Annotated in this window: 29 protein-coding genes and 1 pseudogene; 17 read left to right on the top strand and 13 right to left on the bottom strand. The window is 70.8% G+C overall.

The window, feature by feature from the left end:
- Window positions 1-41: 41 nt before the first annotated feature.
- A complete protein-coding gene (locus ACIBO8_RS30495; RefSeq protein ID WP_396118822.1) occupies window positions 42-1439 on the bottom strand; it encodes a M36 family metallopeptidase in 1398 nt (465 codons plus the stop codon).
- A gap of 116 nt (window positions 1440-1555) precedes the next feature.
- Complete coding sequence (locus ACIBO8_RS30490; RefSeq protein WP_396118821.1) at window positions 1556-2266, bottom strand: class I SAM-dependent methyltransferase; 711 nt, start codon at window positions 2264-2266, stop codon at window positions 1556-1558.
- A 113-nt stretch (window positions 2267-2379) separates the two neighbouring features.
- On the opposite strand from ACIBO8_RS30490, the gene ACIBO8_RS30485 reads away from it, so the two are divergent.
- On the top strand, window positions 2380-4044 hold the full coding sequence (locus ACIBO8_RS30485) for a DEAD/DEAH box helicase (protein ID WP_396118820.1): 1665 nt from the start codon (window positions 2380-2382) through the stop codon (window positions 4042-4044).
- A gap of 33 nt (window positions 4045-4077) precedes the next feature.
- Here the strand turns inward: ACIBO8_RS30485 and ACIBO8_RS30480 are convergent, their stop codons facing one another.
- Entirely contained in the window at window positions 4078-5307 is a 1230-nt protein-coding gene (locus ACIBO8_RS30480; protein WP_396118818.1) for a hypothetical protein, read from the bottom strand.
- 164 nt (window positions 5308-5471) lie between these two features.
- Here ACIBO8_RS30480 and nadE point away from each other — a divergent pair, with 164 nt between their 5' ends.
- Window positions 5472-6320, top strand: coding sequence for an ammonia-dependent NAD(+) synthetase (gene nadE, locus ACIBO8_RS30475; RefSeq protein WP_396118817.1), 849 nt, complete (start codon window positions 5472-5474; stop codon window positions 6318-6320).
- A gap of 48 nt (window positions 6321-6368) precedes the next feature.
- Here nadE and ACIBO8_RS30470 read toward each other — a convergent pair whose 3' ends face one another.
- From ACIBO8_RS30470 to ACIBO8_RS30460, 3 genes are all read right to left on the bottom strand, one after another.
- Entirely contained in the window at window positions 6369-7448 is a 1080-nt protein-coding gene (locus ACIBO8_RS30470) for an LCP family protein (protein WP_396118816.1), read from the bottom strand.
- A gap of 3 nt (window positions 7449-7451) precedes the next feature.
- Entirely contained in the window at window positions 7452-8234 is a 783-nt protein-coding gene (locus tag ACIBO8_RS30465; RefSeq protein WP_396118815.1) for a polysaccharide deacetylase family protein, read from the bottom strand.
- A gap of 112 nt (window positions 8235-8346) precedes the next feature.
- Window positions 8347-9420, bottom strand: coding sequence for a methyl-accepting chemotaxis protein (locus ACIBO8_RS30460; protein WP_396118814.1), 1074 nt, complete (start codon window positions 9418-9420; stop codon window positions 8347-8349).
- Between the two features lie 203 nt (window positions 9421-9623).
- Between ACIBO8_RS30460 and gvpJ the strand changes: the two are divergent.
- From gvpJ to frdD, 14 genes and pseudogenes are all read left to right on the top strand, one after another.
- Window positions 9624-9845: pseudogene (gene gvpJ, locus ACIBO8_RS30455) on the top strand (gas vesicle protein GvpJ); the annotation flags it as partial.
- A gap of 92 nt (window positions 9846-9937) precedes the next feature.
- Window positions 9938-10684: a GvpL/GvpF family gas vesicle protein gene (locus ACIBO8_RS30450; protein WP_396118813.1), complete on the top strand. Its 747-nt coding sequence runs from the start codon at window positions 9938-9940 to the stop codon at window positions 10682-10684.
- The gene (locus ACIBO8_RS30445) at window positions 10681-10866 is read left to right on the top strand and encodes a gas vesicle protein GvpG (RefSeq protein ID WP_396118812.1); all 186 of its coding nucleotides are present in this window, start codon (window positions 10681-10683) and stop codon (window positions 10864-10866) included. The genes ACIBO8_RS30450 and ACIBO8_RS30445 overlap by 4 nt, the downstream gene beginning before the upstream one ends.
- Entirely contained in the window at window positions 10863-11129 is a 267-nt protein-coding gene (locus ACIBO8_RS30440) for a gas vesicle protein (RefSeq protein WP_396118811.1), read from the top strand. The genes ACIBO8_RS30445 and ACIBO8_RS30440 overlap by 4 nt, the downstream gene beginning before the upstream one ends.
- Entirely contained in the window at window positions 11126-11866 is a 741-nt protein-coding gene (locus ACIBO8_RS30435; protein WP_396118810.1) for a GvpL/GvpF family gas vesicle protein, read from the top strand. The genes ACIBO8_RS30440 and ACIBO8_RS30435 overlap by 4 nt, the downstream gene beginning before the upstream one ends.
- On the top strand, window positions 11863-12057 hold the full coding sequence (locus ACIBO8_RS30430) for a gas vesicle protein (RefSeq protein ID WP_396118808.1): 195 nt from the start codon (window positions 11863-11865) through the stop codon (window positions 12055-12057). Before ACIBO8_RS30435 ends, ACIBO8_RS30430 begins: the two co-directional genes overlap by 4 nt.
- Complete coding sequence (locus ACIBO8_RS30425) at window positions 12041-12364, top strand: gas vesicle protein K (RefSeq protein ID WP_396118807.1); 324 nt, start codon at window positions 12041-12043, stop codon at window positions 12362-12364. The genes ACIBO8_RS30430 and ACIBO8_RS30425 overlap by 17 nt, the downstream gene beginning before the upstream one ends.
- 50 nt (window positions 12365-12414) lie before the next feature.
- Entirely contained in the window at window positions 12415-13803 is a 1389-nt protein-coding gene (locus tag ACIBO8_RS30420; protein ID WP_396118806.1) for a glutamate decarboxylase, read from the top strand.
- Window positions 13804-14080: 277 nt separating this feature from the next.
- Window positions 14081-14659, top strand: coding sequence for a pyridoxamine 5'-phosphate oxidase family protein (locus ACIBO8_RS30415; RefSeq protein ID WP_396118804.1), 579 nt, complete (start codon window positions 14081-14083; stop codon window positions 14657-14659).
- Window positions 14660-14743: 84 nt separating this feature from the next.
- Window positions 14744-14980 (top strand): hypothetical protein, encoded by a 237-nt coding sequence (locus ACIBO8_RS30410; protein ID WP_396118803.1) that lies wholly within the window; start codon window positions 14744-14746, stop codon window positions 14978-14980.
- 12 nt (window positions 14981-14992) lie between these two features.
- Window positions 14993-16732 carry a fumarate reductase (quinol) flavoprotein subunit gene (frdA, locus tag ACIBO8_RS30405; RefSeq protein WP_396118802.1) on the top strand — a complete coding sequence of 580 codons (1740 nt, stop codon included), beginning with the start codon at window positions 14993-14995 and terminating at the stop codon, window positions 16730-16732.
- A 1-nt stretch (window position 16733) separates the two neighbouring features.
- Window positions 16734-17480, top strand: coding sequence for a succinate dehydrogenase iron-sulfur subunit (gene sdhB / locus ACIBO8_RS30400; RefSeq protein ID WP_396118801.1), 747 nt, complete (start codon window positions 16734-16736; stop codon window positions 17478-17480).
- Complete coding sequence (locus tag ACIBO8_RS30395) at window positions 17477-17875, top strand: hypothetical protein (protein WP_396118799.1); 399 nt, start codon at window positions 17477-17479, stop codon at window positions 17873-17875. The genes sdhB and ACIBO8_RS30395 overlap by 4 nt, the downstream gene beginning before the upstream one ends.
- On the top strand, window positions 17876-18238 hold the full coding sequence (gene frdD / locus ACIBO8_RS30390) for a fumarate reductase subunit FrdD (RefSeq protein ID WP_396118798.1): 363 nt from the start codon (window positions 17876-17878) through the stop codon (window positions 18236-18238).
- Here frdD and ACIBO8_RS30385 read toward each other — a convergent pair.
- The 6 genes from ACIBO8_RS30385 to ACIBO8_RS30360 are packed head-to-tail and all read right to left on the bottom strand — an operon-like array spanning window position 18235 to window position 24339.
- Window positions 18235-19179: a class I mannose-6-phosphate isomerase gene (locus tag ACIBO8_RS30385; protein ID WP_396118797.1), complete on the bottom strand. Its 945-nt coding sequence runs from the start codon at window positions 19177-19179 to the stop codon at window positions 18235-18237. The two genes, frdD and ACIBO8_RS30385, sit on opposite strands and share 4 nt — an antisense overlap.
- Complete coding sequence (locus ACIBO8_RS30380) at window positions 19176-20378, bottom strand: ADP-dependent glucokinase/phosphofructokinase (RefSeq protein WP_396118795.1); 1203 nt, start codon at window positions 20376-20378, stop codon at window positions 19176-19178. The genes ACIBO8_RS30385 and ACIBO8_RS30380 overlap by 4 nt, the downstream gene beginning before the upstream one ends.
- A gap of 1 nt (window position 20379) precedes the next feature.
- The gene (locus tag ACIBO8_RS30375) at window positions 20380-21243 is read right to left on the bottom strand and encodes a ketose-bisphosphate aldolase (RefSeq protein WP_396118794.1); all 864 of its coding nucleotides are present in this window, start codon (window positions 21241-21243) and stop codon (window positions 20380-20382) included.
- Between the two features lie 26 nt (window positions 21244-21269).
- The gene (locus ACIBO8_RS30370) at window positions 21270-22112 is read right to left on the bottom strand and encodes a carbohydrate ABC transporter permease (RefSeq protein ID WP_396118793.1); all 843 of its coding nucleotides are present in this window, start codon (window positions 22110-22112) and stop codon (window positions 21270-21272) included.
- A gap of 7 nt (window positions 22113-22119) precedes the next feature.
- Complete coding sequence (locus ACIBO8_RS30365) at window positions 22120-23052, bottom strand: carbohydrate ABC transporter permease (protein ID WP_396118792.1); 933 nt, start codon at window positions 23050-23052, stop codon at window positions 22120-22122.
- A 6-nt stretch (window positions 23053-23058) separates the two neighbouring features.
- The gene (locus ACIBO8_RS30360) at window positions 23059-24339 is read right to left on the bottom strand and encodes an ABC transporter substrate-binding protein (protein ID WP_396118791.1); all 1281 of its coding nucleotides are present in this window, start codon (window positions 24337-24339) and stop codon (window positions 23059-23061) included.
- 246 nt (window positions 24340-24585) lie between these two features.
- Between ACIBO8_RS30360 and ACIBO8_RS30355 the strand changes: the two genes are divergently transcribed.
- The gene (locus ACIBO8_RS30355) at window positions 24586-25425 is read left to right on the top strand and encodes a DeoR/GlpR family DNA-binding transcription regulator (protein ID WP_396118790.1); all 840 of its coding nucleotides are present in this window, start codon (window positions 24586-24588) and stop codon (window positions 25423-25425) included.
- Here ACIBO8_RS30355 and ACIBO8_RS30350 read toward each other — a convergent pair.
- Complete coding sequence (locus ACIBO8_RS30350) at window positions 25389-26306, bottom strand: aldo/keto reductase (RefSeq protein WP_396118789.1); 918 nt, start codon at window positions 26304-26306, stop codon at window positions 25389-25391. The two genes, ACIBO8_RS30355 and ACIBO8_RS30350, sit on opposite strands and share 37 nt — an antisense overlap.
- Between the last annotated feature and the right edge of the window lies 1 nt (window position 26307).

Genomic DNA, 26307 nt, shown 5'->3' with positions numbered 1-26307 from the left:
CCGGCCCGGGTCCGCCCGATCGACGGACCCGGGCGCTGCTGTCAGGAGAGGATGCCGCGGTCCTGGAAGGCCTTGCGGGCCTGGGATGCGGCCCGGGGTCCGTAGAGGACGCGGGCGGTGGCGACGGTCGCCTCGGCCGCCTGCGGCATGGTGACGTCCGGGGTGAAGCGGAACTGGGCCTCGAGGATCGTGCGGTTGGCCCTCGTGCGGCCCAGCGCCTTGTTGACGTCCCAGAGCGCGTGCGACCAGATCTCACCGTCGGCGTGCACCTCGCCGACCAGGTCGCCGGGGTAGAGCTTCGCGGTGTCGGTGCGGCGCAGGCAGTGCGGCTCGTCGTCGGTGTACGCGGTCGCGTCCCAGTCCATGACGCAGGCCAGCGGCGTGACGGCGGTGTCCGGGCTGTTCGCCTGGGACATCGTCACCGCCCAGTAGTCGCCGAAGCCCTCGCCGATCGCCCCGGCCTCCTCCGTGCTGCCGAAGCCCGGCACCTGGTCGTCCTGGATCGCGTGGCCGTACTCGTGCCAGATCACCTCGTCGTCCTCGGCGTCGTCGACGCCGCCGGTGCCGAGGGTGATCGCGTCGACCGAGGGGTCGTAGTACGAGTTGTCCTCCGTGAGGCCGGTGGTGGCGTAGTCCTGCGGTTCGTTGTTCACGTCGACGAACCCGAGCCGGTGGATGTACTCCTCGGCCTTGGTCATGCTGTGGTACGTCATCACCTGCTCGAAGCCGGGTTCCGAGCGCGGGTAGACGTACCTGCGCCGGGCCGAGGTGACGGCGGGCTCGCTGATGTTGTTCGCGTACGAGCCCTGCAGTGTGTCCTTGCCCGGGTCGAGGTGGCGCAGCGTCACCCGCCGGTAGGCCGCCTGCAGCGCGGGGTAGTCGGCGTCGTCCTGGTCGGTGAGCGACTCGTCCTGCAGGGCGACCACCGGGTTCGGGTCGAAGACCTGTCCGGTGCCGTTGGCCTGGCGAACCGTGTTCTCCTCGCTCAGTACGGCGCCGCTACCAGCGTCGACCAGCGACCGGACGGTGCCGCGGGCGGTCGGGGTGAGGGTCTTCCAGGCCAGCTTGGCGGTCGCGCCCGGGACGATGACGAGCTCGGAGCGGGCGGGCTGCCGGCCCAGCCGCCCGGCCACCGCGGACCTGGCTCGCTGCTCGGTGAACGCCGCGGCGGTCCGGGCCAGGCCGGTGACGGTCTTGCGGCCGTCAGCGGTGGTCACGGCGCCGTCAGCGGCCCGGTGAACGGCGTAGTAGCCGCCGAAGACCGGGATTCCCCGGTACGTCTGCTGGTACCAGACGTGGCTGCCGAGCAGCGACTGCCGGGTCTGGATCTGCCGCAGGTCGCCGGGTAGGGCGCCCGGCGCGGCAGCGGCCGGTGCAGCTACCGCCGTCGTGAGGCTGGTGACGAGCACGGACGCGAGCACGAGCGGTGTCTTTTTCAAGGGTTCTCCCACTGTCGCACGTAGATCCATCGATGCTAATCACATTCGATCTCCATCGATACCGTCCACGCGGACCGGCCGCCCGCCCGATCGGGCGAGCCGGCGTCAGGGGCGGTTCATTGCTTACGCGCGAGGGCGAGCCAGCACCGGGGAGAGCCGTCCCGCTGCCGGCCGAGGTCGATCAGGGGTACCGCTTCCACGGTGAATCCGGCATTCCTCAGGTCGTTCCGGACCGCGCTCAGGGAGGCGGTGCGGTAGTACATGACGAACGGGGGGCGTACCACGGTGTTGCGCACCAGCATGGCCAGGTCGAACCCGAGCTCGGCCCAGTGCAGGAGCGAGGTGAGGGGCGGCGGCGCGGGGACCGGGACGGCGAAGAGTCCGCCGGGCCGCAGGGCGCGGTGGACCCCTTCGAAGACGGCCGGACGTTCCGCCGGCAGGAAGTGCCCAAGCGCTCCGAAGGTGACGGCGAGGTCGAAGCCGCCGGCGAAGGGCAGGGCGCGCGCGTCCGCCCGTACCAATGTGGCATCCGGATCCGCGGTGCGTGCCTGCCGCAGCATGCCGGCGCTGAAGTCGACGCCGGCGATCCGGTCCTCGCAGAGACGCCGCAGGACCGTCAGGCCGGCGCCGGTGCCGCAGCACACGTCCAGCCCCGTGCCGAACGGCCCGGATCCGGACAGTGCCTGGACGGTCGCCTCGAGAATGCTCTCCGGGGTCCGGAAGGGCGTGTGGTCGAACTTCGGAGCCAGCAGGTCGTAGCCGCGTTCGACCGAGGACAACGCCTGGACGCACAGTTCGCGCAGAGACGGACCTTGAGGGGAGAACACCCGGCAACGGTACCGTCCGGTCGGGCGATCGGGCTGTCACTTCCACGCGGGGTCGGGGCCGGGGTGAGGATGCGTTTGTTCCCGGATGCGGCGGGTCTCCTAAGGTTGTCGCCATGGACAAACATCCGTTCGAGCCCGGGGCGGGTTTCGCCGGGCTGGGGCTGCGGGCGGAGCTGCTCCGTGCACTGACCGTCCTCGGCTACGAGGAACCGACGCCGATCCAGCAGGAGGCCATCCCGCCACTGGTGGCCGGCAACGACGTGGTGGGCCAGGCGGCCACCGGCACCGGCAAGACCGCCGCGTTCGCCCTGCCGGTGCTGCAGCGTCTGACCACCGCGGGGCCGGGCGGTGGCCCGGCGGCGCTCGTTCTCGTGCCGACGCGCGAACTGGCCGAGCAGGTGTCGCAGGCGATCCACCGGTACGGCCGGGACCTCGGCGTGCGGGTGCTCCCCGTCTACGGCGGCCAGCCGATCGGGCGACAGCTGCAGGCGCTGCAACGGGGCGTGGACGTCGTCGTCGGTACGCCGGGACGAGTGCTCGACCACATCGAACGGGCGACGCTTCGGCTCGGCGACGTGCGTACCGTCGTCCTCGACGAGGCCGACGAGATGCTGGACATGGGCTTCGCCGAAGACCTCGAGGCGATCCTCGCCGAGACTCCCGGGGACCGGCAGACGGTGCTCTTCTCCGCGACGATGCCACCGAGGATCGACAGCATCGCCCGGCGCCACCTGCGTGACCCCGTCCGCATCACGATGGGCCGCGAAACGGCCGACCCGGGTGACCTTCCCCTGGTCAGGCAGAGCGCATACATCGTCGCCCGGGCGCACCGGGCGGCGGCCCTGGGCCGGATCCTCGACGTGGAGGCGCCCTCGGCGGCGATCGTCTTCTGCCGCACCCGGGAAGAGGTGGACCAGGTCACGGAGACGCTCAACGGTCGCGGGTACCGCGCGGAGGCCCTGCACGGCGGCATGAGCCAGGACCAGCGCGATCGGGTCATGGGTCGCCTGCGCGGCGGGAGCACCGAGCTGCTGGTGGCGACCGACGTGGCCGCCCGCGGGCTCGACGTGGAGCAGCTGACGCACGTCATCAACTTCAACGTGCCGGTGGCGCCCGAGGCGTACGTGCACCGCATCGGCCGGGTGGGCCGGGCCGGCCGGGAAGGCACCGCCATCACCCTCGCGGAACCGCGGGAACAGCGGATGCTCAAGGCGATCGAACGACTGACCGGCCGGCGCATCACCCTGGAGAAGCTCCCGACCGTCACCGACCTGCGGGCACGGCGACTGGAGCTGACCCGTACGGCGTTGCAGGCCTGCCTGGAGACCGACGACCTCGAGCGGTTCCGGGTCGTCCTGGACTCCCTCACCGACGAGTTCGACGTGGAGAACATCGCCCTCGCCGCCGTGAAGCTGCTGCACGAGGCGGCCGGCGGCGACGCCGGCGAGGACGACATCCCGACGCCGGCGCCGACCCAGGACCGAGATGCCCGGGGCGGACGCGACCGCCGCGCGCCTTCCCGGGGATCGGACCCGGGGGTGACCCGCCTGTTCTTCGGCATCGGCAGACGAGCGGGGCTTCGCCCGCAGGACCTGGTGGGTGCGATCGCCGGCGAATCCGGCCTGAGCGCCCGCGAGATCGGGGCGATCCAGATCACGGACCGCTTCTCGCTCGTGGAGGTTCCCGAGCCGGCCGCCGACATGGTGATCGCCGCCATGCAGCGCAGCACCATCAGGGGCCGGCGGCCGACGGTGCGCCGGGAACGCTTCGTCCGCTGAGGCCGGGACCGCAACCTCGCCACCCGCCAGGGCTCAGGCGTGGGCGAGGGCGTCCTCGGCCAGGGCCAGCCAGCCGGAGTCCGCGACGGTCCACGGCCACGGCCGACCGGCCGCGCCCCAGACCCCGCGCGCGCCGGCGACGTACGCCCGGGCACCGGCCAGGTCGCCCTGGACGACCGCGGCCTGGGCGAGCACCGCCCACGGGGTGCCGCCGCAGGGCGCGGCCGACGCCGTGGGCTCGCACGCCCCGGTCCACTGCGGCCAGTGGGCGGTGAATCGCGCCCACAGCTGCTGCCGCTGCTCGGCCGGCCCGAGCTCGGCCAGCACCGGCCAGACCTGGCCGACGGCGTTCGACTCGTCCTCCGCGGTGGGGTAGAAGCCGTCCCAGGTGGGGCAGCGGCCGCCCGCGGCGCAGGTGGTCACGGCACCGACGTCGTTGCCGTACATGCCGGCCACCGGGGAGTACAGGTACGTCTGGATCGCGGCGGCCATCCGGTCGGCCTCGGCCGCCCAGTACTCGCCGGCGTACGCGTTGCCGACCACGTTGCTCATCAGCCAGCTCAGCGCGGCGAGACCGCGTTGCGCCTCGACGTTGTCCATCAGGTACTCGGCCGGCCAGTCCGGCTTGGCCCCGGTCAGCTTGTCGGTTTGCTGGGTGGCCTTGATGACGTTGCCGATGGTGTCCAGCAGGTACGCCTGTTGCGCGACCCAGCCGGCGTCGCCAGGGTTGGCCTCGGCGTACGCGCGCATCGCCACGAGAAAGGTGCCGGCGTAACCGTCGGAGGAGTCGTAGAAGCAGGTGCCGGAGTGCCGGCCGCTGCCGTCGATGAGGTGTTCGGTGCCGGTGGTGACGTCGATGCGGTAGTCGCAGACGGTGCCGTGCACACCGTACTGATCCGGCCACTGCACATGGTTCAGGTACCAGGTGAGGTAGGCCCGGGCCGCCGGGTAGTAGCGCGGCCCGCCCTTGACCAGGCCGGGGATGGCGAGGTTCGCCAGGTACGGCCGGACCAGGGCGTCGGTGGCGCCGGTGATGCCGCCGGCCGGGATGTTGACCGAGATGGCGCCGCTCGCCCGGCCGTGGCCGTCCGGCACCTGGGCCAGCGAGATCCAGTACGCCTCGTCGGCGGCCGCGGCAGCGTAGTCGGTGCCGTCGGCTGCGGCCGGCGACGCCGTCCCCCCGATCGCGAGCCCGCCACCGGCGGCGAGCGCCACGGTCAGGACGGCTCGGGTCAGCCGGGTACGGAGCGTGGTCAGGCGCATGGTTTCCCTCGTGAGTCGCGGCGCGCGGCGGCCGGCTGTCCGACAACCCGGACAAAGCTACGCGGCTCGCGCGATCCGGACGTCCTCCGATCGGCCGGACATGATCACCGCTCCGTCCGGCTCGGGTCCGCCGGTCTCCGCCGCCGGATCAGTACAGTGCGGGCATGGAGGATCTACAGAAGCGGATCATCGCGGAGCTCGGCGTCCGGTCGGCGATCGAGCCGGAGGCGGAGATCCGGCAGCGCGTCGGCTTCCTCAAGGACTACCTGCGGTCGACGCCGGCCGAGGGGTATGTGCTGGGGATCAGCGGCGGCCAGGACAGCACGCTCGCGGGCCGGTTGTGCCAGCTCGCCGTCGAGGAGCTGCGGGCCGAGGGGCGGGCGGCGACCTTCGTCGCGGTACGCCTGCCGTACGGGGTGCAGGCCGACGAGCACGACGCGCAGGTCGCCCTCGATTTCATCCGGCCCGACCGGTCCGTCACGGTGAACGTCCGCCCCGGCGCGGATGCCGTCGCCGGCGAGGCGGCGCTGGGCCTGCGGGAGCTGCTGGGCGACGACCAGCGGTTGCGGGACTTCGTGCGCGGCAACATCAAGGCCCGCGAGCGCATGGTGATCCAGTACGCGATCGCCGGCCAGCTCAATCTGCTCGTCGTCGGCACGGATCACGCCGCCGAGGCGGTGACCGGCTTCTTCACCAAGTACGGCGACGGCGGTGTCGACATCACGCCCCTCACCGGCCTGACCAAGCGCCAGGGTGGCGCGCTGCTCCAGGAGCTGGGTGCCCCCGCGAGCGTCTGGCAGAAGGTGCCGACCGCCGACCTCGAGGACGACCGGCCGGCGCTGCCCGACGAGGTGGCGCTGGGGCTGAGCTACGACCAGATCGACGACTACCTCGAGGGCGCCGACGTCGCGCCCGGTGTGGCGGAGCGGATCGAGTCGGTCTATCGCGCGACCCGGCACAAGCGCGCCCTGCCGGTCACGCCCCTCGACAGCTGGTGGCGTCCGGACGCCTGAGCCGCTGAGGTCGTCCCGTGTGCCAGGTCCGTCGTGGAGGCGGACGCGTCAGCGGCCGTGACTGACGTCGTTCGGGGGGTACCTGCGCACGTAGCGGTCCAGCCGGTCAGCGCGTAGAGCCGCGAACAGCTCCCGGCAGCGGTCGGCGTCGGGAACCATCACCGATCCGACCCCGGGTACGTCACGGTTCTCCGCGATGGGCAGCGTCAGGAAGGTCAGATCCTTCGGGCGCAGGCCACGCAGCGTGAACGCCAGCCGTTGCACGGGCATGCTCCGGTCCACGGTCAGCATGCCCGCCGCGGCCCGGACCAGCCGGTCCAGGGCCAGGGGGTCGGTGACCAGGTTCTTCTCGGCGACCTTCTCGGCGAGAGCCCGCAGATACTGCTGGTGCCGCTTGGCCCGGTCGAAGTCGTCATTGGGCAGACCCCGGCGCTGACGCACGTAGTACTCCGCGAGCTTGCCGTCGAGGTGCACCTTGCCGGCGGTGAAGACGACGCAGCGGCGGGACCGGCCCTGCGGGTCGGTGCAGGGCGCCGAGGGGTACGGGCTGTTCTCCGGCAGGAAGCGATACCGGTCGACGGCCGTCTTGTCCACGACGACGTCGACGCCTCCGACCAGCTCGGTGAGCTTCCGGACCCCGGCGAAGTCCACGATGACCGGCCAGTCGACCGTGATGCCGCCGAAGAGGTCGAGCGTCTGCACGAGCCGGGGAGCGCCACCCCACGCGTACGCCGCATTGACCTTGTTGCGGTTGCCCCGCTCGCCGTCGGCCGTGGCGATCGGCAGGTACGTGTCGCGGGGAACGGAGATCACGTATGCCTGACGCGTCGACGCGGGGACGTGGACGAGGATGACGACGTCGCTGCGCCCGTCCCCGGGCTTGCCGCTCGTGCGGCTGTCCGAGCCGATGAGCAACAGGTTCATCGGCCCGCGAACCCTCGGCGGCTCGGTCCTGCCGCCGGAGCGGGCCGGTGCGGGAAGCAGGTCGGCGCGTTTGACCGCACCTTCGTAGCGGCCTCCCAGCAGATGCATTCCGGCCACGGCCGCCACGGATCCGGTGATGAGCAGGGCGACCACGACGGCGACGGCGAGCCGCCGGCGGCGCTGGCGCCCGGGGCGTTCGACCATGCCTCACACCCCCACGAACCGGTAGCCGGAATCGATGAGCACGGGGACGTAGTGCCGCAGCGCCTGCACGGTCGGCGACCGGTCCCCGCCGCCGTCGTGGTTGAGCACGATCGACCGGTTCCCGACCTGGTCGAGCACCTCGGCACTGATGTGGTGCGCGCTCGCGTCGTCCCAGTCCCGCGGGTCCACGTTCCAGGCGATGGAGGTCTGCCCCATCGCCGCGCATTCCTTGAACACGGTGGGGGACCAGCTGCCGTACGGGGCGCGGAACAGGGTGGGCCGCCGTCCGGTGGTCGCGGTGACCGTGTCCACCGCGCGGCCTATCTCGGTCCGCACCTTGGCGGCGGGCAGTTCGGTCAGATTCTTGTGCGACCAACTATGGGTTCCCACGGTGTGCCCGGCGTCCGCCACGGAACGGACCACGTCGGGATGTGCCGCCGCGCTCTGCCCGATCATGAAGAAGGTCGCGGTGACCTTGTGTTTGCGCAGGATCGCCAGCACCTGCGGGGTGTACGCCGGGTCCGGCCCGTCGTCGAGGGTCAGCGCCACCACCTTCGAGCCCTGGTGAGCGGCCGACGCCGGCACGACGTACCGCGGTTTGCGCTGCACCGGGATGGCGACGGGTGGCGGTGACGAGGGTGGCGGCGGTGCCGGCGCCGCCGAAGGGGATCCCGTCCCCGGGACCGGGCCGGGCTCGGGCGGCTCCGCCGCGCAGGCGCTGAGCAGCGTCAGACCGCCCAGTGTGAGGAACGCCCGCCGGCCACCGCCTCGTCGTCCTGCCGTCATCCTCGTCACCACCTCCCGCTTCGCGCGTCGCTGACGGGGGCAGCGCCGAACCGCGAAGTGCTGGGAAGTCTGGTGGCGAGATATCAGGAACTCGTGAGGTTCCCGGCGATGGTCAGCGGGACGCGGGAACGGTGAGCGTCAGGAGCCGGGAGGCCTGGTCCTCCAGGCTCGCGGCGGCGGCGAGGACGGTTTCGGCGGCCTCGGCGGAGGACTGCACGGCGTCGGCGACCGCTGCCATGCCGCCGGTCATCTCCGCGCTGGTCGCGCTCTGCTCCTCCACCGCTCCGGCGATCATGCCCTGCTGCTCGGCCACCTCGTCGATCAGCCCGACGATCCCGGCGATGCCCTCGGCGGCCTCGGTGCTCTCCTTCTGGATGCCGTCGATGATTTCCGAGATCTGGCCGGTGGCCTCCGCCGTACGCGCGGCCAGGTCCTTCACCTCGCCGGCGACGACCGCGAAACCCTTGCCCATCTCGCCCGCGCGGGCCGATTCGATGGTGGCGTTCAGGGCCAGTAGCTTGGTCTGCCCGGCGATCTCGGTGATGAGCTTCGTGACGCTGCCGATCCTGCGGCTGGACTCCTGCAGCTGCTCCATCCGGCGAGTCGCGTCCCGCGCCGCCTGCACGGCCGCCGTGGTGCTGGCGGAGGCGCTGTGCACGCCGCGGGAGATCTCGCGGATGCTCAGGGTCAGCTCGGCGGAGCCCTGGGACACCCCGTCGGCGCGCTCGGCGCTGAGGCGCGCGCTGCCGACGAGTTCCTGCCCGGCGCCGGTGAGGGCCGTGCTGGCCGCGGAGAGCTCCCGGGCCAGTTCCCCGGCGAGCGCCTGGGTCCGGGACTGCTCGGTCGTGTCGACGTAGGTGACGAGGAAGCCGCCCGCGAACCGGTCGTACGTGGCGGTGCCCTGGACGGGTTCGCCGGGCCGGCTGTCCCGCACGAACGGCACGGTCCGGATGGTCGGCACGGTCTGCTTCAGGATCGTCGCCAGGCCCCGCACGGCTTCGGGGCCCTGCCGCTGGGCGAGCTGGTCGATGGCCCGGACGGCGGCCTTATTGCGGTAGACGATGTCACCGGATTCGTCCACGACCACGAGGACGGCGGGCGCGTTGTCGAACGCCTCGTACAACGAGTTCCCGAACCGGGCCAGGGGATGTGCACCCGTGCCCCGAGCTCGCCACCACTTCCGCATTGCCACTCCTCCGGCTGTCGTCGACCGCGCCGATCGACGGCGGCCGGAGCGAGCTGAGAACGGGCGGAGAGATGAGACAAGCGTCATGCGTACGGAAGGAACGCGTTTGACCAGGTTTACTGACCTTCATCCCGGTTACGACATCGACGCCCGCCAATGGAGCTGGGCGCCCGTTCCTGTCGTCACGGTGATGGTGGTGTGAGATGAATCTGCAGGCCGGCCAGCTCGAACGATCCGCCACCGGCGGTCTGGCGGAGGTCGTCGGGATGGTCCTCGACAAGGGCATCGTGGTGGATGCCTTCGCACGCGTGTCGCTGGTCGGCATCGAGGTGCTGACCGTCGAAGCCAAGATCGTCGTCTCCAGTATCGACACGTACCTGCGATACGCCGACGCGATGGCGCAGCTCGACGCCGCCCGTCCGGCACCGCAGGGGCTGACCGGCATCGTCGAGGACGTCGCCGGGGGTCTCGGCGCGGCGGCCATCGCCGTGCAGCAGGCTGCGGGTGGGGTACGGCCGTGACCCGCTGGTATCTGTACGGGGTCGTTCCCTCGCAGGCGCATATTCCTGGAGAGCTGCGCGGGCTGGGCGCGGCGGCGCCGCCGCCGACCCTGGCGACCCACGGCGCCGTGGCCGCCGTGGTCAGCCCCATCGACGAGTGCCGGGCCCTCGGCAGCCGCCGTGACCTGCTCACGCACGCCCGGGTCCTGGACGGGCTGGCCGGCGCGACGGCCGTGCTTCCCGCGCGGTTCGGCATGATGTTCGACGAACTCGAGACCATCGTCGCGCAGGTGCTGGAGCCGCGCGGTGCGGCGTTCTCGGAGGCCCTCGCGCGGCTCGCCGGTCTGATGCAGTTCACCGTGACGGTGCGCCATGTCCCGGCAGCCGTGCTGGGAGAGGTCCTCGCGGCGGATCCGGAGATCGCCGAGCTCCGCGACCTGGTCCGGGCCGGCGCCGCGCGGCCGGACGTACGCGTACGGCTCGGCGAGCTGGTGGCGGCGGCGCTGGCACGTAGACGGGCCCATGATGCGCGCTGTCTGCACGCGGTGCTGGAGCCCCACCGGGTCGCAGCGGTCGAGCGCCCGGTAGCGGCCGCCGACCAGGCCGTGTCGGCGGCGTTCCTGGTGGAGCGGCAGCGCCGGGCGGGTTTCGAGGCCGCTGTCGAGCGGCTGGCCGTGGAGCAGGCCGGGCGGGCCCGGGTACGGCTGCTCGGCCCACTCGCGCCGTACGACTTCGCCGACGCGCTCCTGGACGGCCCGACATGATCGGATTCCTGGTGTGGCTGGCCCGCGTGATCGGCGAACAGGCGGCGGCCGAGTGCGATCCGAGGGCGACGGTCGGCCGCCGGCTTGCCGAGCTCGAGCAGGCCCTCGCCGCCGGCCTCATCACCGAGGAGGAGTGCGCGGCCCGCCAGGACGAGCTTCTCGAGCAGCTGGTGCAGTCATGAGCGATCTTTTCAGCGGCCGGGGACCGTCCTCGCCGGCGCAGCCCGCCGACCTCGGCGACATCCTCGAACGCGTCCTCCACACGGGGGTCGTCATAGCGGGCGACATCAAGATCAGGCTCCTCGACATCGAGTTGCTGACGATCCAGCTGCGGCTGCTCGTGGTCTCCGTCGACAAGGCCCGGGAGATGGGCATCGACTGGTGGGAGCACGACCGTTCGCTGTCGTCGGGCCGCCGTACCCTCGCCCGGAAGGACCTCCCATGAACGACACGTGCGGTATGTGGGTCTATGCGGCCGTGCCACCGCGGGGCCGGGCTCCCGGGCTCACGGGGGTGGCGGACGAGCCGCTGTCGGTGGTCGATGCCTCGATGGTCGCCGCCGTCGTGGGCAGGGTTCCGCTTGCCGAGTTCACCATGACCGGCGACCGCGTCGAACGGATCGCCCGCGCCCACCACCGGGTGCTGACGGAGCTGCGGAGGCACACCGCGCTGGTGCCGTTCCGGCTGGGCACCGTCCTCGGCGACGAGGCGGCGGTCGAGGCCATGCTGGGCGCGTGCGCCGTACCGCTCATCCGCGGCATCGAGCTTGCCACCGGGCGTACCGAATGGGGTGTCAAGGTCTTCGTGCGGGCCGTGCCCGCCGGGCCGGCCGGGGCGCCGCCGGCGGGCGGAGGCAGCGGGACGGCCTATCTGATGCGGCGCCGGGCCGAGCGGCAGGCGGCCGAGCTGCGCCGGCAGCAGCTGGCGGAGCACGCCGAATCCGTGCACCGGGCGCTGGCCGGGTACGCCGCGGCGAGTCGCCGGTACCCGCCGCACGACCGGGACGGCATGGTGCTCAACGCGGCCTATCTCGTTCCCGAGAACGACAGCGACCGTCTCGTTGCGGAGGCGGCGGAGATCGAGCGAGCCAACCCCGCGCTGCGCATCGAGGTGACTGGGCCGTGGCCGCCGTACTGCGCCGCCGTGCAGCTGGACGACGGCGCGGGAGCGGGCCGGCGATGAGCGTCCGGACGGTTCCCGAGTCCCGGCCGGTGCCATTGGTCGACATCCTGGATCGGGTGCTCGCACGTGGCGTGGTGCTCGCGGGGGACATCGTGCTCTCCATCGCCGACATCGACCTGGTGCGGGTCTCGTTGCGAGCTCTTCTGAGTTCGGTGCACGCGGAGGGAGCCGATGATGAACTCTGCCGATGACGGTGCTGCCCGTGCCCGCCTGGCGCTGGAGCCGGAGTCCGTCGGCCGGGGGCTCGCGACCCTGGTGCTGACCGTCGTGGAGCTGCTCCGTCAGTTGATGGAGCGGCAGGCGCTGCGCCGTCTCGACGAGGGCGGCCTCTCGGACGAGCAGATCGAGCGGCTGGGGAGCACGCTGATGGCGCTGGAGGAGAACATGATCGGCGTCTGCCGGCAGTTCGGGCTGACGCTTGCCGACCTCGACATGGACCTCGGCCCGCTCGGGCCGCTGCTCGGCCCGGCCCACCCCGAGTTCCCCCGCGGAGGGTGATGCCGGCCGCCCGCGGATCGTCTGTGCTGGACGGACGAGGGAGGGCGGACATGCTGAAGCACCCGAGCAAGGCGCCGTCGGGGCGCGACGAGCTGATACCGGCTCCCCGATTCGGCATCGAGGATCTCGTCATCCCGCGGTACGAGCTGCCGCAGGACGAGCTCCCGCCGGACGCCGCGTACCAGATCATCCACGACGAGCTGATGCTCGACGGCAACGCCCGGCTCAACGTCGCGACATTCGTCACGACCTGGATGGAGCCGCAGGCGGATCGGCTGATGGCCGAGTGCGCGGACAAGAACATGATCGACAAGGACGAGTACCCGCAGACCGCCGAACTGGAGATGCGCTGCGTCAGCATGCTCGCTCGGCTGTGGCACGCGCCGGCGGCGGCGCAGGCGACGGGCTGCTCCACCACCGGCTCCAGCGAGGCCGCCATGCTGGCCGGGCTCGCGCTCAAACGCCGCTGGCGGCAGCGCCGCCGGGCCGCGGGTGCGGCGGCGGACCGGCCGAACCTCGTCATGGGCATCAACGTGCAGGTGTGCTGGGAGAAGTTCGCCGCGTACTGGGACGTGGAGACGCGGCTGGTCCCGATGGAGGGTGACCGGCTGACCCTGTCCGCGGAGGAGGCCGTACGGCGCTGCGACGAGAACACCATCGGCGTGGTGGCGATCCTCGGCTCCACGTACGACGGGTCGTACGAACCGGTGGCGGACATCTGCCGGGCGCTCGACGAGCTCCAGGAGCGGACCGGGATCGACGTTCCGGTGCACGTGGACGGGGCCTCCGGTGCGCTCGTGGCCCCGTTCGTCGATCCCGGCCTGGTCTGGGACTTCCGGCTGCCCAGGGTCGCGTCGATCAACGCCTCCGGCCACAAGTACGGCCTGGTGTACCCCGGCGTCGGCTGGGCGGTGTGGCGTGACGCCGACGCCCTGCCGGAAGAACTGATCTTCCGGGTCAACTATCTCGGCGATGACATGCCGACGTTCGCGCTGAACTTCTCGCGGCCCGGGGCGCAGGTCGTTGCCCAGTACTACAACTTCCTCCGGCTGGGCCACGCCGGATACCGTCGCGTCCACTCCTACGCCCGGGAAGTTGCCACCCGGCTCGCCGGCCGGATCGCCGAGCTCGGCCCCTTCCAGCTGCTCACCCGGGGCGACCAACTGCCGGTCCTCGCCCTGAAGGTGCGTGACGAGGTCACCGGCTTCTCCGCCTTCGACGTGTCCGCGGCACTGCGGGAACGCGGGTGGCAGGTGCCGGCCTACCGGTTCCCGAGGAATCGGGAGGATCTGTCGGCACTCCGCGTCGTCGTCCGGCGCGGGTTCACCCACGACCTGGCCGACCTGCTGGTCGACGATCTCCAGCGGCAGCTGCCCCGGCTGGAGAAGCAACACGTACCGCAGCACGACAGCACCACGACCTCGAGTTTTCATCATTGAAGGCGTTTGGGCGGGTACGCGGGCTTGGCGACTTCACGTGCAGAGCGCACGCCGAGCAGCTCGAGCCGGCGGGGCTCGTCGACGTGCCCCCGCGCCGGTCTACCGGAGCAGCAGGGCCATGTCCTGCGGCAATGTAATCCTCTGACATCGGCGGTGCCGGCTAATCACGGCCGGCGACCGTCGTCCTCCCTGCAAATTGCAACGCGCTGCGACTGAGTGACTACTGAATGACACTGGCGGCACGCAGCAGGAAGTAACCGCCAGCAGGAGGTCCCCCATGAACCGCGGCGAGCGACAACTGCAGGACGCCCTCGGCACCCGGGAGCAAGCGGACGCCTTCGAGGCGCGGCAGACTCTGCACCTTCTCAACGACAGGATGCAGTCCTTCATCGCACGGCAGACGATGATGTTCCTGGCCACCGCCGACGGCAGCGGTGCCTGTGACAACTCCTTCCGGGCGGGGCCGCCCGGCTTCGTCCGGATCCTCGACGAGCAGCACCTCAGCTGGCCGGAATACCGCGGCAACGGCGTCATGGCGAGCCTCGGCAACATCACCGAGAATCCCCGGGTCGGCCTCCTCTTCATCGACTTCGGCGAGGTCATCGGCCTGCACGTCAACGGTACGGCGGAGATCATCCAGGACCCCGGGGACCAGGCGGACACACCGCCGGGGCAGCGTGCCCGGCTGTGGATCGTCGCCAGGGTGCAGGAGGCGTACATCCACTGCGCCAAGTACATCCCGCGGATGGTGGAGGTGCCGCGTCAGGGCGCGCGCCGGTCCCCGGAGGAGCGACCGAAGAAGAGCGAATACTTCGTACCCGCCCCGGCCACCGCCTGCCAGGGACGGAGCCGGTAGCCGGGCGGGATGCGGCGTCTTCCGCTCATGTTCGCGGAGTGGGAGGCTGGAGCTGCTCGATCCCCGCGACGCTATGGGGGAGGCATGGTCGGCTCCCGATCCTCCTTCGAACCCCAGCAGGCCCCGTGCGGCAGAACCGTCGGAGGCGACTGCTACCGCGACAACGACGGCGAGGGCCTCGTCGTCTACGACCTCACCTTCTCGTGCGGCTGCCGCCGGACCCGGCACGAGTACCACGACGGCACCGTGACCACGACGGAGATCCGGCACGGACGCCGGCACAAGCTCATCTCCGATGAGCACTCCGAGCACCCGGTCTGACCGGGGAGAGCCATGAGCGTGTCCCATGACGTCGTCATCGTGGGCGCGGGCGCCGCCGGGCTGCGCGCCGCCATCGCGGTCGCGGAGGCCGACGCCCGTCTCAGCGTGGCGGTCGTGTCCAAGGTCTATCCGATGCGGAGCCACACGGTGTCCGCCGAGGGCGGCGCGGCCGGCGCGGTCGCCACCGATGACAGCCTCGACGAGCACGCCTACGACACGGTCTCCGGCGGGGACTGGCTGTGCGACCAGGACGCCGTGGAAGCGTTCGTGGCGGAGGCGCCGCTCGAGCTGCGGCGGCTGGAGCACTGGGGCTGCCCGTGGAGCCGCGAGCCGGACGGGCACGTCGCGGTGCGCGCGTTCGGCGGCATGAGGAAGAAGCGCACCTGGTTCGCCGCCGACAAGACCGGCTTCCACCTGCTGCACACGCTGTTCCAGACCTCCCTCAAGTACCCGGGCATCACCCGCTACGACGAGTGGTACGCCAGCCGGCTGATCGTCGACGACGGTTGGGTCTGCGGCGTCGTCGCGCTGGAATTGATGTCGGGGCAGATCGAGACGATCACCGGACGGTCGGTGGTGATCGCGACCGGCGGCGGCGGGCGGGTCTTCCCGTTCACCACCAACGCGGCCATCAAGACCGGCGACGGCATGGCGCTGGCGTACCGGGCCGGGGCACCGCTCAAGGACATGGAGTTCGTCCAGTACCACCCCACCGGGCTGCCGTTCACCGGCATCCTGATCACCGAGGCCGCCCGCGCCGAGGGCGGCTGGCTGCTCAACAAGGACGGTTACCGCTACCTGCAGGACTACGACCTCGGCCGGCCGGAACCGGGCCCGGTGCTGCGCAGCATGGAGCTGGGCCCGCGCGACCGGCTCTCCCAGGCGTTCGTCCACGAGGCGGCGAAGGGGCGCACGATCGCCTCACCGTACGGGCCGGTGGTCCACCTGGACCTGCGCCACCTGGGCGAGAAGGTCATCGAGGCGAAGCTGCCGATGGTGCGCGAGCTGTGCCGCGGCTACGAGCGGATCGACCCGGTCCACGACCTCGTCCCGGTGCGTCCCGTCGTGCACTACATGATGGGCGGCGTGCACACCGATCTCGACGGTGCCACCGCCCTGCCGGGCCTCTACGCCGCCGGCGAGACGGCCTGCGTCAGCATCAACGGCGCCAACCGGCTGGGCTCCAACTCCCTGCCGGAGTGCCTCGTGTTCGGCGCGCGCGCGGGCCGGGCCGCCGCCCGGTACGCGGCCGATGCCCGGCCGCCGGGCCCGGCCGTGGCGGCGCAGGGCGACGACGAGCGGCGCCGGCTCGACGAGGACCTGCTGCGCCGGGGCGGCGGTCCCGACCGGATCTCCGCCCTGCGCCGGCGGATGCAGGAGATCCTGGAGGACGTCGCCGGCATCTACCGCGACGGCGACAGCCTCACCAAGGCCACGGACGAGCTCCGGGAGCTGAGGGACCGGGCGGCGACCGCGGCGATCGACGACACCAGCCGCCGGTTCAACACCGAGCGGGTCGCCGGCCTGGAACTCGGCGGGATGCTCGAGCTGGCCGAGTGCATCGTGCACAGTGCCTTGCGGCGGGAGGAGTCACGCGGCGCACACCAGCGGACCGACTTCCCGCGCCGTGACGACAAGCAGTTCCTCGCCCATTCGCTGGCGCTTCGCGAAACCGGCGGCTCACCGCGCATCTCGTACCTGCCGGTCACCGTCACGCGCTGGCCGCCGGGCGAGCGGGTCTACGGGAGGTGACGTGTCCGAGCACATTACGCTGCGGATCGCCCGCTACCGGCCGGAGGAGCAGGACGCGGGGCCCACGTTCGCCGACTACGACGTACCGCTGCGGCCGGACTGGGCCGTCCTCGACGGCCTCAACCACATCAAGGACGAGCTGGACGGCACCCTGTCCTTCCGCTGGTCCTGCCGGATGGGCATCTGCGGCAGCTGCGGCATGATGATCGACGGCGAGCCGAGGCTGTCCTGCGGGACGTTCCTGTCCGAGCTGGCGCCCGGGCCGGTACGCATCGAGCCGCTGGCCCACTTCCCGGTGATCCGGGACCTGGTCGTCGACCTCACCGAGTTCCTGCACCACCTCGGCCGGGTCAAGCCCTGGCTGATCCGGGACGAGGAATCCCCGGTGGAGCAGGGGGAGTATCTGCAGACGCCCGCCCAGCTCCAGGACTTCAAGCAGTTCAGCATGTGCATCAACTGCATGCTCTGCTACGCGGCCTGCCCGGTGTACGGGCTGGACGACGCGTTCGCGGGCCCGGCGGCGATCGCCCTCGCCCACCGCTACGACCTCGACTCGCGCGACGAGGGCGACCGGCAGCGGCTGACCGTCCTGTCCCAGCCCCACGGCGTCTGGGACTGCACGTTCGTCGGGGAGTGTTCCGCGGCCTGTCCCAAGGGCGTCGATCCGGCCGGAGCGATCCAGCAGGTGAAGCTCGCCGCGGCACTGGAATCGGTGAAGTCGCTCGTCCTGCCGTGGCGGTCCCGATGATCTCCCCTTGGGAGGCGCGGTACCACCGGGCGCGCATGCCCCGGTGGTGGTGGGCGCGGCGGCGTTCCTACCTGACGTTCATGTTGCGCGAGCTGTCCAGCGTGTTCGTCGCCGTGTTCGTCGCCGAGCTGCTGCTGCTCGTGCGGGCGGTGGCCCACGGCGCCGGTGCGTACGAGGATTTCCTGGACGCGATGGCGAATCCGGCGGTGGTGGCGCTCAATGTGGTCGCGCTCGCCTTCGTGCTCCTGCACGCCGTCACGTTCGCCAACCTCACGCCCCGCGCGATGGTCGTACGGGTGCGCGGCCGTACGGTGCCGGCGCGCCTCGTCCTCGCGGGCGTCTACCTGGGCTGGATCGTGGTCACCGCGTTCCTGGCCTGGCTGGTGGTGGGTTAGGTGACCCCCGCGCCGGGCCGCACCACGCCGGAGCCCTTCGTCTGGCTGCTGTTCAGCGCGGGCGGCGTGGTGGCCGCGCTCGTGCTGCCCGTCCTGCTGCTGTTGTTCGGGGTGGCCATCCCGCTGCACTGGGTGGCGGCACCCGGCCAGGCGCACCTGCTCGCTCTGCTGCACCACCCGCTGACCCGGCTCGGGCTGCTCGGGATCTGTGCGCTCGCGCTCGTCCACGCCGCCCACCGGCTGCGCTTCACCGTCGAGCACGCGTTCCAGCTCCGGCGCTACGACCGGATCATCGCGACGGTCTGCTACGGCGGCGCGCTCGGCGGCACGATCGCCGCCGCCTCCCTGCTGTGGGCGGCCTAGCTTGGCGCCAGGCGGATCGCCTCGAGGTCGCCGTGCAGGTGGAGCGGGCCGGCGGCGTACGGAATCAGCAGCGTGTCTCCCCGCCGGACGGACAGGTCGTCCTTCTCACCGGTGAGCCGGCCGGCGCCGGCCACCACGACCAGCACGCTGAAGCCATGCGGCAGACGGCCGTCACCCCGCAGCCGGCGGGCGGAGAAGAACTCCTCCGCGGCGTCGGGCAGCAGCCGCTGCGACCCGCGGAGCCGGTCGAGGCGCTCCGGCGTCCAGGCGCTGCGGTCGACGCATTGCAGGGCCAGGTCGTAGCCGAGCCCCAGGTGGCCGTCCGCCAGGCCGAAGCCCTCGTACTCGAGCAGCACCGAGAAGTCGGTCGGCTCCTGGACCTCGACCAGCAGGATGCCGTCGCCGATCGCGTGCGGCAGGCCGGCCGGGCAGAGGATGCCGTCGCCGGCCGCGACCGGGATCCGGTTGGTGGCCGCGAGCATCCGCTCGGTCCGCTGCCCGGCGACCCAGTCGGCCAGCTCGTCGGCCGCCACATCACGGGAGAAACCGAGATGGACGAAGGCGCCGGGAGCCGCGGAGACGATCACCCAGGCTTCGGTCTTTCCGTACGGGGAAGCCAGGTGCGCGGTGGCGAAGCGGCGGTCCGGGTGTACGTGCAACGGCAGCCGCTGACCGGCGTCGAGCAGCTTCACCAGGACGCCGGTGTCCGTGCGCTCGGGACCGAGCCACCAGTGCGGGTCCACCGCGATCGCCTCGGCCAGCTCGCGGCCGTCGGGCAGCGTGGACAGGCCGGACGGCGCGAGTCCGAAACGGCTCGTCACGGAGCCCACCCAGTCCTCCGGGCGGTCCGGCAGCGCCGGGGACGTGCGGAACTCGGCGATCCGGCCGGCGCCGCGGTAGAACGTCTCGGGTTGGTTGGCGGGAAGCGACTGGACGGTCATAGCTGTTCCTTCCTCGCGATCTCGGCGAGGAAGCCGCCGACGAAGGTGTCGCCGAGTCCGACGGTGGTGGGGTCGTCCACGTCGAGCGTGAAGCCGGGAATGCAGCGGATCGTGTCGCCCATGCGCCGGTGCAGCGCTGCGGCGAAGGTGACGGATTCGGGTCGCCGGGGCCGGGCGCGGATGCGGCGGACGTCCTCGTCGCTGAAGTCGTCGCCGTGGCAGTAGCGGGTCGCCGCCATCACCGTGCCGGTGTCGAGGGCGTCGGCGTACCGCCCGGCGCCTTCGCCGAGCGCCGCCGCCCAGTACTTCGTGTGCAGCACCAGCGTCGGCGCCGGGATGAGGACCTGCAACGCCGTGAGGGCGTCCGCGACCTCGAGGGCCGAGAGCAGGTCGACCGGGTGTCCGAGGTACGCCTGCATCTCGTCCTCGTTGAGCCCGTACAGGTCGATCCGGTCCAGGAGCGCGTCGCGGACCCGGCGGCTGAAGGCGGGCTCGTGGTACGCCGCGTCCTCGAAGTAGGTCACCGCCCGGGGCGGCAGTTGGCGCAGGTGCGAGCGCAGTTCGGCCATCCTTTGATCCAGTTGCCCGGGGGAGCGCATGGCGTTGAAACCCGAGATCAGGAACACGTCCGCCTTGCTCAGCCGATCGCCGAGGTCGCCGGTGAGGACCATGGCGCCGTTGGCCGGGTCGTTGACGTAGATCAGCCGGTTCGGGTGCGGCGCGGTGATGTCCAGGTCGCCGGTCCGGATCCGCAGGCCCCGGTCGTACTGGACGATCAGGTGGGGGTGGAAGGTGTCCTCGGCGCCGCTGCAGATGTACTCGCCGTCCGGGGGTAGCAGCCGGCGTACGGTGTCGTTGACGCTCACCAGGTGCAGGGTCGACGGCACGCCCAGCCGGCTCATCATGATGCCGGCCCGTACCGAGGTCCCGCCCAGGGTCGTCCGGTGCGGGAACCGGCCGGCGAAGGTCTCCAGCGCCGGGGCGGCGGCGACGAAGTGCTCGCCACCGCCGCCGCGGGCCACGTACCCGAGGATCGACACCACCAGGTCCCGCTCGCCGGCCACCGTGGCCGGGGAGGTCAGTTCGACGGCTCGGATGCCGTATGCGGCGACGAGGTGTTCCAGGACCTCGGCGGTGAGCTTCAGCTCGTAGTCGACGCAACCGCCGAGGCCGAGGACCACACGGGACGCGTCCGCCATGTCAGTAGAGCGCTGCCTTGCCGGCGGCGCCGAACAGCTCGATCTTCTGCGCCGCCACCTCCTTCATGGCGGCGATGCAGGCGGGCTGGATGGCGTTGGGCTCGCGGAGCTTCGGATCCTGGCCCAGCACCTCGCGCATCTTGTGGTGGTACGCGACCTTGATGTCGGTCGAGATGTTGATCTTGTTGATGCCGGTCCGCGCGGCCTCGGCGATCTCGTCGTCCGGGTTGTTGGAGCCACCGTGCAGCACCAGCGGGATCCGCACGCGGCTCTTGATCTCCTTGAGCAGGTCCAGCTTCAGCGCCGGCTTGAGGTGCGCCGGGTAGAAGCCGTGGAAGGTGCCGATCGCGATGGCGAGGCTGTCCACACCGGTCTGCTCCACGAAGGTGACCGCGTCGTCGGGGTCGGTGTAGATGATCTCGGCGGCGCCGGCCTCCGCGTAGCTGTCGTTGGCGCCGATCGTGCCCAGCTCGCCCTCCACCGAGACGCCGACGACGTGCGCGGCATCGCTGACCCGCTTGGAGATCGCGACGTTCTCCTCGAACGGCCGCATCGAGGCGTCGATCATCACGGAGGTGAAGCCGTACCGTATTCCCTGCAGGACCTGCTCGTAGCCGGCGCCGTGGTCCCAGTGGATCGCGATCGGGACGCGCGACGTGTGCGCCCGCCCGATCATGCCGGTGATCATCTCGGGGCCGACGTGCCGGACCTCGTCCGGGTGGATCGCGGCGATCAGGGGAGCGTCCGTCTCCTCGCTGATCTCCACGATGCCCTTGAACATGGCCCAGTCGCTGATGTTGAAGGCGGGCACGGCGAAGCTGTGTTCGTTGGCGACGTCCAGGATCGCCTTGCCGGTCGTCAGCATGGTGTGTCTGTCTCCTTAACGGGGGGTCAGGCTTTGACGGCGCCGGCCGTCAGGCCGCCGATGAACCGTCGCTGGAAGAGCAGGAAGAGGACGAGGACCGGAATGGACCCGAGGATGCTCATCGCCATCATCTGGTTCCACTCGTACGAGTGCTGGCCCATGAGCAGCTGGATGCCGATGGGCACCGTGCGCATGTCGTCGGTGCGCGTGAGCGTGAGCGCGAAGAGGTACTCGTTCCACGAGATCATGAACGTGTAGACCCCGACAGCGATCAGGCCGGGCACCGAGATCGGCACGAGGATCCGCCACAGTGCGGTCCAGCTGGTGCCGCCGTCGACCTTGACGGACTCGTCCAGCTCCCTCGGCAGGGTGTTCAGGTAGGCGGTGGTCATGATGATCGCGTACGGGAGGGTGAACACCATGTGCGTGAGGATCAGGCCGGGATAGGTGTTGTACAGCCCGAGCGCGACGACGAGCCCGAAGTACGGGATGACGAGCGTGATCGGCGGCACGGCCTGCACGCTGACGATCACGGCGTTGATGGTGCGCTGCAGCGGGAACGTGAAGCGGCTGAACGCGTACGCGGCCAGCAACGCCACCAGCAGCGTCAGGACGGTCACCGAGAGGGCGACGACATAGCTGTTGAGGAAGAACCGCAGCTGTGCGCCGTTGCCGAGGATCTCGCGGTACGCGCCGAACGAGAAGCTGCCGGTGATGAGCTTCGGCGGGTTCTGGAACACCTCCCCGTTGCTCTTGAACGAGGTGGAGAGCATCCATAGGACCGGCAGGCCGGCGAACAGCGCGCCGATGCTCAGCCCGGTGATGACGCCTGCTTTGGCGAGCCGGTGCCGCGTCGTGACCCCTGCCATGCTCGTCTCACCCTTCCCTTTGCTGGCGTACGTAGAAGAAGGCCAGCACCATCGTGATGAGCAGGACGATCACGGCGGCGGCGGACGCGGTCGCGAACTCGTACTCGCTGAAGGCCTGCTTGTAGGTGAAGGTGCTGAGCATCTCGGTGGAGTTCAGCGGCCCGCCGCCGGTCATCATCCAGATCAGCGCGAACTGCTGGGACGTCCAGATCAGGTCGAGCACCGCCATGCTGACGATCACCGGCCGCAGCTGGGGCAGGGTCACGTGCAGGAACCGCTGGACCGGGTTCGCCCCGTCCACGGCGGCGGCCTCGTACAGGTCGGCGGAGATGCCCTGCAGCCCGGCCAGCAGGCTGATCATGAAGAACGGGTAGCCGGACCAGATGTTGGCGAAGGTCACCGCCCAGAGCGCCGTGCCCGGGTCGCCGAGCCAGTTCACGCCGTTCTGGATGACGCCCAGGGTGTGCAGCACGTAGTTGACGACGCCGGACGGGTCCAGCAGCAGCCGCCAGATGACGGCGATCACCGCGATCGTGAACAGCCAGGGGAGGATGTAGACGATCCGGAAGACGGCCTTGGTGACGCCGCTCAGCAGCTGGGTGTTGAGCATCATCGCGAAGGCGAGGCCGAGGATCAGGTGAGCCGCGGTGCTGACCGAGATGAAGACGGCGGTGTTCTTCAGCGCGGCCAGGAAGTCCGCGTCGGTCAGCACCTTGGTGTAGTTGGCGAGCCCGGCGAAGACCGAGTTCTCCTGCACGATCACGTTGTCGCGGAACGAGTAGCTGATCACCATGACGATCGGGATGACCATCAGGACCACGATCAGCAGCATCGTGGGGGACAGGTAGCCGTACGGGACCAGGCGCCGGGTCAGGGTCTTCCGCGGCGGCGCGGCGTGCTTGGCCGGCGCGGCCGCCTCGGTGGCGAGCAGGGAGGTCATCGCCGGCTACTCGATCACCGAGGACCAGGACTCCTGCGCCTTGGCGAGAGCATCGTCGACGCTCGTCTTGCCGGTCAGCACGAGCTGCAGCTGCTCGTCGAAGCTGCGCATCAGGTCCTCGGACTTGGGCAGGCCGACGAACTCGTTGGCCGGGTAGCCCTGCTGGTAGATGTCGAAGGCCGACTTGAACAGCGGGTCGCTCTTGCTGAAGTCCGGCTTGGCGTTCTTGTTCCCGGGGAACCCGTTGGCGATCGTGCTGAGATTCGCGTTCGTCTCCTGGCTCATCAGGTACTGCACGAGCTTGAAGGCCTCGGCCTTGTGCTTGGTGGAGTTCGAGACGCCGATGCCCCACGACGCGTACGGCATGCCGCGCTTGCCGGTGTAGCCGTCCTCGGCCGGGATGGCCGCCACCTCGAACTTCAGGTCCGGCTTGCTCTTCTTGATCAGATTGATGTGCGCGAGCGAGTCGATCATCATGCCGACCTGGCCGTTGGTGAACTTCTCGACCTTGTCCTGCTCCTTCATGGTGAGCGAGCCGGGCGCGATGACGCCGGCGTCGTTCAGGCTCTTCACGTACTCGACCGTGCTCTTGACCTGTGGGCTGGTCAGGGCGGGCTTGCCGTCGGCGAGCATGCTGCCCCCGGACGCCCAGAGCCAGGACATGACGTCGTTCTGGATGCCGTTCGGCACGGCGGTGTCGAGGGGCAGCGCCCAGCCCTTGACGTCGCCGCCGCTCGCGCTGACCTTCTTGGCCGCGTCCAGGAATTCGGTACGGGTGGCAGGCACGCCGGCGACTCCCGCCTTGGCGAGCAGGTCCTTGTTGACGAAGAGCGGGTAGACGAAGTTGACCACGGGGATCATGTACGTCTTGCCCTTGACCTGGACCTGGCTCGCGAGCTGGCTGGTGTCGTACTTCGCGTCGGACATCAGCTTGGACAGGTCGGCGATGGCGCCCTGCTTGGCGAAGTCGCTGACCCAGGCGCCGTCGAGGCCCACCACGTCGGGCAGTGTCTTCGACGCCGCGCCGGTGACGAGCTGCTGCTTGGTCGAGGCGTAGGGCGCGCTCAGCAGCTTGACCTTGATGGTCGGGTTCTGGGCCGTGAAGTCGGAGATGATCTTGTCGAAGTCCCCCGTCGGAAGCTCCGCTCCCCACCACTGGGCGAACTCCAGCGTCACGGGGCCGCCGGAGCTCGTGCCGCCCGAGTCGTCCGAGCCGCAGGCGGCCACGAACGTCACCATCGTGGCCGCCGTCACGGCCCCCACCAGTCGCTTCAGCCGAGCTGTCATGACGACTCCTTCTGTTCTCTGCCGGGGTTGCGTCACGTTAACCACGCAGTACGTGAGCAGACAAGCCAAGAACAGCAAAAAACAGCGGAGTACGGCAGAGTCTCGCAGCATATGGGCAAAGAGAGCTATCCGAGTTCGGAGCTTCATCAGCATTAACTGCATTTGAGTGCTTGCGGTTCTCCTCTGTTCTCTGCGGCAGGGTGCATGGTTGTGGCATACTGCCGCACCTACGGAGGAGGGGGAGACGTGAGCGTCGACAAGGACGAGCGGCAGCGGCATCTGCCGGCGGGGCGCAAGGCTCAGCTGGCCGCGTACGTCGCCGAGGCCGGACAGGTCACGGTGGGCGAGCTGGCCGACCGGTTCGGCGTCTCCATCGACACCGTGCGGCGCGACCTCGATCACCTGAGCGCCGAGGGCGTTCTCGTGCGCACGTACGGCGGCGCCGTCAGCCTCGCCACGATCTCGCGTACCGACCGCGCCGTCGATCAGCGGCTCGCCCTGCAGGAGCAGGAGAAGGAGAAGATCGCGGCGCTGGCCGCCGCGCTGGTCCAGGACGGTTCGACGATCATGATCAACGGCGGGACGACCACCCTCGCGGTCGCCCGCGAACTACGCCAGCACCGCGACCTCACCGTCGCGACGAACAACCTGCTGGTGCCGGGCGCGCTGGCCCCCACGGCGATCCGCGACATCTACGTCTTCGGCGGCGCCGTCCGCTCGCTCACCCTCGCCACGGTCGGGCCCGTCAGTTTCCGCGTCAACGGCGGCGCCGACCTGGACATCAGCTGCGACCTGGCGCTGATCGGCGTCGGCGCGGTCGCCGAGGACGCCGGCTACACGACGAGCAACCTCGCCGAAGCCGCGATGATGAAGGACATGATCTCGCGGGCGGCCAGGGTGGCGATCCTCGCCGACTCCTCGAAGTTCGGCCGCCGGCTCTTCGCCCAGGTGTCGGAGCTCAGCAGCGCCGACTACCTGATCACCGACAGCGCGCCGCCGCCCGGCCTGAGAGCCGCGCTCGCCGCCAGCAACGTGGAGCTGATCACCCCTCAGGCCCAGGCCAGCCGTGACCGCTCCGCCCAGTAACGGCTGCTGGGAACGGCCAAGCCGCGCCAGTCGCCGGGGTCGACCGTGAGGGCCTGCGCGCGCAGGTTCGAGGCCAGCTGCTCGCCGGTCGCGGCCCCCGAGAGCACGATCGTCGCCCACGGCTGATGCAGCGCCGCCGCGAGCGCGACGACGTCGGTGGTGACGCCGCCGCGCCCGGCGAGGCGGCCGTTGGCCAGCGCCTCCTTCACGATGACCCGGCACCCCGCCGCATGCGCCTCGGCCAGCGCCGGTCCGGCGCTGGGCTCCAGCAGATTCCAGGTGGCCTGCACACAGCGGAACAAAGGCTCCCCTCCTACCCGTACGCCCAGAGCCGCGCGGATCGCCTCCGCCTGCGAGGGGCCGCTGGTCGACAGTCCGATCACGACGCCCCGCGCGGCGAGCTCGGCGAGCCGGGAGTGCAGGACCGGGTCGCGCAGCGCCGGGCTGTCCGGGGTGACCGAGTGCACCTGGTACAGACCAAGGCGGTCACCGAGCAGCGCGAGCGTCTCGCCGAGCTGCCGGTCGAAGGTCGCGACGCTGTGATCCTTCACCTCGTGCACCTCGGCGTCGACCCGCCACCCGGCGGTGTAGGTGTAGCCCCACTTGCTGCCGACGACGACGTCGTCCACGCCGGGCCGGCCGTGCAGCCACTGCGCCAGGAACTCCTCGGCCCGGCCGTAGGAGCGGGCGACGTCGAAGTACCGGATGCCGGCCGCGTACGCCTGGTCGAGCAGGTCGTGAGCGCGGGCGCGGAGGGCTTCGACCGTACGTTCCGCCGGCAGATCCCCGGCGCGCCCCAGATTGATGTAGCCGGGGCGGCCGACGGCGGCCAGCCCCAGCCCGATCCGCGACGCTCCATGGAGGCTGTCGAGGGCTGCCATG

It is taken from the genome of Actinoplanes sp. NPDC049681, from assembly GCF_044465265.1.
Classification (GTDB): domain Bacteria; phylum Actinomycetota; class Actinomycetes; order Mycobacteriales; family Micromonosporaceae; genus Actinoplanes.
Note: the sequence above shows the minus strand (reverse complement) of the source record. Positions and strands in the feature narration are given on the sequence as shown.

Excerpts from the sequence above, each read along its gene's own strand:
- ACIBO8_RS30365 (WP_396118792.1), bottom strand. The coding sequence starts at position 23,052 with ATGACCTCCCTGCTCGCCACCGAGGCGGCCGCGCCGGCCAAGCACGCC.
- ACIBO8_RS30440 (WP_396118811.1), top strand. The coding sequence starts at position 10,863 with ATGAGCGATCTTTTCAGCGGCCGGGGACCGTCCTCGCCGGCGCAGCCC.
- ACIBO8_RS30415 (WP_396118804.1), top strand. The coding sequence starts at position 14,081 with ATGAACCGCGGCGAGCGACAACTGCAGGACGCCCTCGGCACCCGGGAG.
- ACIBO8_RS30395 (WP_396118799.1), top strand. The coding sequence starts at position 17,477 with ATGATCTCCCCTTGGGAGGCGCGGTACCACCGGGCGCGCATGCCCCGG.
- ACIBO8_RS30430 (WP_396118808.1), top strand. The coding sequence starts at position 11,863 with ATGAGCGTCCGGACGGTTCCCGAGTCCCGGCCGGTGCCATTGGTCGAC.
- ACIBO8_RS30350 (WP_396118789.1), bottom strand. The coding sequence starts at position 26,306 with ATGGCAGCCCTCGACAGCCTCCATGGAGCGTCGCGGATCGGGCTGGGG.
- frdA (WP_396118802.1), top strand. The coding sequence starts at position 14,993 with ATGAGCGTGTCCCATGACGTCGTCATCGTGGGCGCGGGCGCCGCCGGG.
- ACIBO8_RS30385 (WP_396118797.1), bottom strand. The coding sequence starts at position 19,179 with ATGACCGTCCAGTCGCTTCCCGCCAACCAACCCGAGACGTTCTACCGC.
- ACIBO8_RS30360 (WP_396118791.1), bottom strand. The coding sequence starts at position 24,339 with ATGACAGCTCGGCTGAAGCGACTGGTGGGGGCCGTGACGGCGGCCACG.
- ACIBO8_RS30425 (WP_396118807.1), top strand. The coding sequence starts at position 12,041 with ATGAACTCTGCCGATGACGGTGCTGCCCGTGCCCGCCTGGCGCTGGAG.
- ACIBO8_RS30465 (WP_396118815.1), bottom strand. The coding sequence starts at position 8,234 with ATGACGGCAGGACGACGAGGCGGTGGCCGGCGGGCGTTCCTCACACTG.
- ACIBO8_RS30380 (WP_396118795.1), bottom strand. The coding sequence starts at position 20,378 with ATGGCGGACGCGTCCCGTGTGGTCCTCGGCCTCGGCGGTTGCGTCGAC.
- ACIBO8_RS30420 (WP_396118806.1), top strand. The coding sequence starts at position 12,415 with ATGCTGAAGCACCCGAGCAAGGCGCCGTCGGGGCGCGACGAGCTGATA.
- nadE (WP_396118817.1), top strand. The coding sequence starts at position 5,472 with ATGGAGGATCTACAGAAGCGGATCATCGCGGAGCTCGGCGTCCGGTCG.
- ACIBO8_RS30480 (WP_396118818.1), bottom strand. The coding sequence starts at position 5,307 with ATGCGCCTGACCACGCTCCGTACCCGGCTGACCCGAGCCGTCCTGACC.
- ACIBO8_RS30485 (WP_396118820.1), top strand. The coding sequence starts at position 2,380 with ATGGACAAACATCCGTTCGAGCCCGGGGCGGGTTTCGCCGGGCTGGGG.
- ACIBO8_RS30375 (WP_396118794.1), bottom strand. The coding sequence starts at position 21,243 with ATGCTGACGACCGGCAAGGCGATCCTGGACGTCGCCAACGAACACAGC.
- ACIBO8_RS30410 (WP_396118803.1), top strand. The coding sequence starts at position 14,744 with ATGGTCGGCTCCCGATCCTCCTTCGAACCCCAGCAGGCCCCGTGCGGC.
- ACIBO8_RS30470 (WP_396118816.1), bottom strand. The coding sequence starts at position 7,448 with ATGGTCGAACGCCCCGGGCGCCAGCGCCGCCGGCGGCTCGCCGTCGCC.
- ACIBO8_RS30460 (WP_396118814.1), bottom strand. The coding sequence starts at position 9,420 with ATGCGGAAGTGGTGGCGAGCTCGGGGCACGGGTGCACATCCCCTGGCC.
- ACIBO8_RS30435 (WP_396118810.1), top strand. The coding sequence starts at position 11,126 with ATGAACGACACGTGCGGTATGTGGGTCTATGCGGCCGTGCCACCGCGG.
- ACIBO8_RS30445 (WP_396118812.1), top strand. The coding sequence starts at position 10,681 with ATGATCGGATTCCTGGTGTGGCTGGCCCGCGTGATCGGCGAACAGGCG.
- ACIBO8_RS30370 (WP_396118793.1), bottom strand. The coding sequence starts at position 22,112 with ATGGCAGGGGTCACGACGCGGCACCGGCTCGCCAAAGCAGGCGTCATC.